Annotated in this window: 1 protein-coding gene; it reads right to left on the minus strand. The window is 55.2% G+C overall.

The features are described from left to right. Positions 1-27 precede the first annotated feature (27 nt). On the minus strand, positions 28-438 hold the full coding sequence (locus QN347_RS19345; protein ID WP_322163167.1) for a hypothetical protein: 411 nt from the start codon (positions 436-438) through the stop codon (positions 28-30). Positions 439-676: the final 238 nt, after the last annotated feature.

The raw sequence follows: 676 nt of genomic DNA on the forward strand, positions 1-676 counted from the left end.
CCCCTGAATCAATGACTTGGGCTGGCGTCAAGCTAACCCGCTGATACCACTCAACTTAGTTTCGGATCGGGCTCTTACAGCCCAAGCATACTTTTGCTCGACGGTAAGCGGCTCCTTTTCGATGAATGAGCGGACCCAGTCGTCCTTCGGTGACAGAACCACATCGAAAGGCGGCTGGGGCGATACACTCAGCTGGGATGCTGAAATCTCCACAGCTGGAGGAACATGATCGTCTCCAACACCTGCCAGCTGCGGATTTGCTGGAAGATCAGCTTCGACCCCAAAAGCAGAAAGTCTGCGCGCCCTTTCAATCGCACCGGTGATTGGCTCCCGGAATTGAAAAGCTATAATGGCAGCAGCCCCAGGCCAACTGGCGGCGCCGGCGAAGCCTAACAGAGCTTTGGTGAAAGCCAGGACTATTGGCCAATTGATATGCATCAGATTTCTTCCCTCTACAAAAGGGTTCATATGCTTACCAACGCCACGGTGGAAGCCGGGCCGCCGCGGGCGGGTGAGGCTGAAAACAAAGCGGCGGATTTTTCTTGCTCGCTCACGCTCTGGTTTCCTCTTCGGGCTCGACGGGGGTCTGGAATCGGTCGGTATACTCCGTCTGCTTGACGACCCGCAAAATCGTCGCTCGCTCAAGCCATGATTCTGAAATCTGCAGGATCGATGA

Source organism: Sphingomonas sp. 10B4, from assembly GCF_035019905.1.
Classification (GTDB): Bacteria; Pseudomonadota; Alphaproteobacteria; order Sphingomonadales; family Sphingomonadaceae; genus Sphingomonas; species Sphingomonas glacialis.